The following is a 3516-nucleotide window of genomic DNA, read 5'->3' on the forward strand; positions in this document are numbered from 1 at the left end:
GAGGCGTTGATGGTGGAGCCGAGGCCGTGGAACGCGCTCGTGTTGATGCCGCCGATCGCCGAGCCGCCGGTGAGCCCGTGGACCGAGGCGAGGCCGCCCCCGATACCGGTGGGCGGGGTCGGCGTGAACCCGGTGAGGTTCACGTGCCCGAAGGAGCCGATGCCGCCCGTCGGGGGCGCGAGCTGGAGGCCGTGCGCGACACCCCCGCTGATCTTGCTCGTGGCGCCGATGAACTGCCCGCCCGCGAAGGCCCCGTAGCGGTAGAGGCCGAAGACACCGCGGTCGATGACACCGATCTTCAGCGCGAAGAGCACGCCGTGGCCCAGCTCGTCGGCGGCGACCGGCAGGAGCAGCCGCAGGGAGTTCGCCCCGCGCAGCCCGTTGAGCGTCGTGTTGACGAGCGTCGTGCCGATCCCGCGGATGCCGTTGAGGCCGCCGATCACCGTCTTGAGCGCGAAGAACGTCTTCGCGCCCGCCAGGTTGATGACCGTCAGTCCCGCCACCGCGGGCACCATCCTGATCTCTTTGATGCCGTTGACGCCCATGGTGAAGCCCTTGGCGCCGGGCATGAAGTGCAGCCCCGCGCCGCTGATCTTCAGCCCGTTGAGCCCCTTCATGCCGCGCAGCCAGTTGCCCGAGGCGCTGAACACGTCGTCGAAGCCGAGCGTCAGCCGTGCCAGCGAGCCCAGCGAGTTCCCGCCGGAGAGGAGGTTGCCCGCGCCCTTGAAGGCGCCCGCGCCGAGCCCCTTGAGGCCCTTCCACAGGTCACCGAGGCGGATGCCCTTCGTCGTCGGCGCGATCACCCCGATGATCGAGAGCACGAGATCGGTGATGCTCGCCTTGCCCTGCGAGAAGTCGATCGCCGTCTTGATGAGCAGCGCGACGTTGAGGCCGATCGCGAAGAGCGCGAGCGGACCGCCCACGATCATCGCCGGGATGATGAGGATGAGCGCGAGCCAGCCCAGCGCCTTCCAGAACTCCTCGCACTCGTCGATCGGCGAGGCGATGCTGTACGCGGCGTCGGTGATCGTGCCCGAGGCGGTGTCCGCCGCCGATTCGAGCCGGCTCTTCGCGTCCTCCGCGATCGCCTTCTGCTCCTCGCGGCCCGCGTCGTCGTCCTCGTCCAGGGCCGCCGCCGCGCTCAGGGCGTCGTCGGCGCGCTTCTGCTGCGTCCGCATGACGTCCACGTACGTGCGCAGCGCGCCCTGCACGTCCTTGTGCGCCTGCCGGAACGAGGAGACGTACTTGCGGAGGTCCCCGTCGATCTTCTTGCGCAGCGCGTCGGCCGTCTCACCGACGAAGATGCCGTCCGTCGTGTTGAGGACCGAGGTCAGGCCGTCGTCGATCGTGTCGGCGAGGTCGACCAGGTTCTCCTGCGAGGAGATGACCTCGTCGATACGGTCCGCGTCGCCCGGGGTCGGGTCGCCACCGAGTCCGAGCGCACTCCAGTCGGAGGGGCGGGGCATGGGGCGCGCTCCTTCCTCGACGGCCCGGTCCGGGCCGCCTGCCGGTCCGTCGGGCACCGGCCGCGAGGGCCGCTGCCCTGTCCACGCACGAGCGGGGCAGAAGGTTCAGCCGGGTTTCCCGGGAGGCGATGAACCTTTCGAGGGGGCCCGTGCGTGGAAGGTGCGGACAGCCGGTCCGGACCACCGGGCCACCGAGGGACCAGGGAGGTACGGGGTGCCCGACTTCTCCATCGACTACTCGAACCTGCACGTCGTGCAGGCCAAGATGCACGAACTCGCGGACGCGGCCGGCAGCGGCGGCGCGACCGGGGCCTTCAAGGAGGTCGGCGAAGCCTCCAGCTCCGAACGCAAGGCGATCCTCGGGGACTCCGGCCTCTCCTACGCCTTCAACCTCTTCTACTCGTACTCGGCCTCCCGCACCAAGGACGCCAAGGACGGCCTCGGCCAGCTCGCGGACACCTTCTCCGGCGTCTCGGACACCTTCTTCAACGCCGACGCGCAGCTCTCCTCCGCCGCCGGTCTCATGAGCCAGAGCCTCGGCCTGGACGACTGGAAGAACGACAAGGAAGCGTACGAGCACTGGCAGGACGAGAAGACGGCCTGGGACGACTACCTGGAGAAGATCGGCGCCTCCGACTACTTCGCCGAGCACCCCGACGCGAACATGGGCGAGCTGTGCCGCGCGGACGACGCCCCGTCCTTCTGCGAGACGTGGATCGAGGACAACGACGCCCCCGACGACCCCGGGGACGCGCCGCCCAAGCCGTCCGACGACCCGCCGCTGTCGTACTCCTACGAGGACGAGCACGGCAAGGTCTCGGTCGATGTCGAGGTGGACGGCGACTACAACGTGATGAAGGAGACCTCCACCATCACGACGCCCGACGGCCAGTCCTACACCTCGGTCACGACGTACGACTCCGCGCCCGAGTACCACGAGACCTCCGACGGCGACCGCTACGACGCCCGCGACTACACGATGGAGACGACGTACGCGGACGGCTCGAAGACCTCCACGAAGGTCGTCATCAACGAGGACGGCTCCGGGACCATGACCACGACCGATCAGGACGGCGAGGTCACTACCGTGACCCGCGGCGGCCCGGACGAGGACTGGACCGAGCCCGAGGAGGAAGACTGAGCCCGTCCACCGCCCGGCCCCCGGCCGAAAGGCCCGGACCCCGCGCCCGCGCGCGCCTGTGACCCCGTGACCCCGCGGCTCCCTAGTTCCCGCCGCTCCGACCCCGACAGAAAGGCAGCCCCGTGCCCGCCAACATCAGCCTCTCCTACGCCGAGATCGAGCGCGTCTCCAACCTCCTCGACACGAGCGTCGAGCAGACCCTCGTGCCGCGCATGGACGAGGCGAAGACCGAGGTCGACAACCTCCTCGACACCTCCCTCGTGCTCACCCAGTCGAGCCCCGCGCTCCAGACGCAGTACGAGAAGTTCACGACCTCCCTCAAGGAGGCCACGGACAGCATCAAGGGCTACGCCGAGCAGTTCCGCCAGATCATGAACTCGGTGAAGGACATGGACCACGACATCGCCGAGAAGGTCAACAGCAGCGGCCAGTAGGCCCCTCGGGGCACGTGTCCCCGCCCCCCCGCACGGACTCACCGACTCACCCACCCGCGAGGAGAACAGCACCATGGCGCAGCCCGATGTCCTTTTCGACTACGACGAGATCGCCCGCGTCGCCACCACGATGGGCACCAAGCTCAGTGACATCTCCACCGAACTCGGTGACCTGGAGACCACGGTGAGCGGTCTGCTCCAGGACGGGCTCGTCTTCGAGAAGGCGAGCCCCGCCCTCCAGGAGGCGTACAACGACTTCAGCAACCAGATGAAGACGTCCGCCAAGAACATCCAGGAGTACGCGAACACCTTCAACGACATCGCGAAGGCGATCGCCGACTCCGACGGTGACATCGCCACCAGCGTCAAGAACGCCCAGAGCGGCTCCGAGGGCTGACCCCCCGCAGCCCGCCGCCGGGCCCACGAAGGCCCCGCCCCCCCGGAGAGGGAGGCGGGGCCTTCGTCCGTCGTACGG

At 69.0% G+C, this 3516-nt stretch carries 3 protein-coding genes and 1 pseudogene; 3 read left to right on the plus strand and 1 reads right to left on the minus strand.

Annotation, left to right across the window (positions count from 1 at the left end):
- Positions 1-1466: pseudogene (locus SSBG_RS27925) on the minus strand (hypothetical protein); the annotation flags it as partial.
- A gap of 214 nt (positions 1467-1680) precedes the next feature.
- Between SSBG_RS27925 and SSBG_RS27930 the strand changes: the two are divergent.
- The 3 genes from SSBG_RS27930 (at position 1681) to SSBG_RS27940 (ending at position 3438) form a co-directional block, all read left to right on the plus strand.
- Positions 1681-2607: a hypothetical protein gene (locus SSBG_RS27930; protein ID WP_008749401.1), complete on the plus strand. Its 927-nt coding sequence runs from the start codon at positions 1681-1683 to the stop codon at positions 2605-2607.
- A gap of 122 nt (positions 2608-2729) precedes the next feature.
- Complete coding sequence (locus SSBG_RS27935; protein ID WP_008749402.1) at positions 2730-3041, plus strand: hypothetical protein; 312 nt, start codon at positions 2730-2732, stop codon at positions 3039-3041.
- A 73-nt stretch (positions 3042-3114) separates the two neighbouring features.
- Positions 3115-3438 carry a WXG100 family type VII secretion target gene (locus SSBG_RS27940; RefSeq protein ID WP_008749403.1) on the plus strand — a complete coding sequence of 108 codons (324 nt, stop codon included), beginning with the start codon at positions 3115-3117 and terminating at the stop codon, positions 3436-3438.
- Positions 3439-3516 lie beyond the last annotated feature (78 nt).

The organism is Streptomyces sp. SPB074 (assembly GCF_000154905.1).
Classification (GTDB): Bacteria; Actinomycetota; Actinomycetes; order Streptomycetales; family Streptomycetaceae; genus Streptomyces.

Excerpts from the sequence above, each read along its gene's own strand:
- SSBG_RS27940 (WP_008749403.1), top strand. The coding sequence starts at position 3,115 with ATGGCGCAGCCCGATGTCCTTTTCGACTACGACGAGATCGCCCGCGTC.